We start from the raw sequence: 291 nt of genomic DNA, 5'->3' as shown, positions 1-291 counted from the left end.
TTCCCCACCCTGCGGCTGCGCCGGGCACCGTCACTGTTCGATTACGCCTACGACGATGTCGAGGTCGTCGACTACCAGCATCACCCGGCGATCAAGGCCCCGGTGGCCGTGTGAGTTCCACGCGCGTCATCGGTCTCATCTGGGCGCAGACCCTCGACGGCGTCATCGGCGTCGACAACCGGATTCCGTGGCGGGTGCCCGAGGACATGGCCAATTTCAAGGCCGTCACCATGGACCATCCGGTGGTGATGGGCAGGCGCACCTGGGACTCGCTGCCCCCGCGGTTCCGCC

The 291-nt window shown here is 67.0% G+C and carries 2 protein-coding genes; both read left to right on the top strand.

The window, feature by feature from the left end; genetic code table 11:
- Window positions 1-114, top strand: a 114-nt coding sequence (locus GV790_RS29875) for a thymidylate synthase (RefSeq protein WP_218586504.1), incomplete at its 5' end; no start/stop codon positions are given.
- On the top strand, window positions 111-291 hold a 181-nt coding region (locus GV790_RS29870; RefSeq protein WP_163818159.1), incomplete at its 3' end, for a dihydrofolate reductase. The genes GV790_RS29875 and GV790_RS29870, both read left to right, overlap by 4 nt.

This window comes from Nocardia cyriacigeorgica, from assembly GCF_010858045.1.
Taxonomy (GTDB): domain Bacteria; phylum Actinomycetota; class Actinomycetes; order Mycobacteriales; family Mycobacteriaceae; genus Nocardia; species Nocardia cyriacigeorgica_E.
This window is presented reverse-complemented; position numbering and strand designations above follow the sequence as displayed.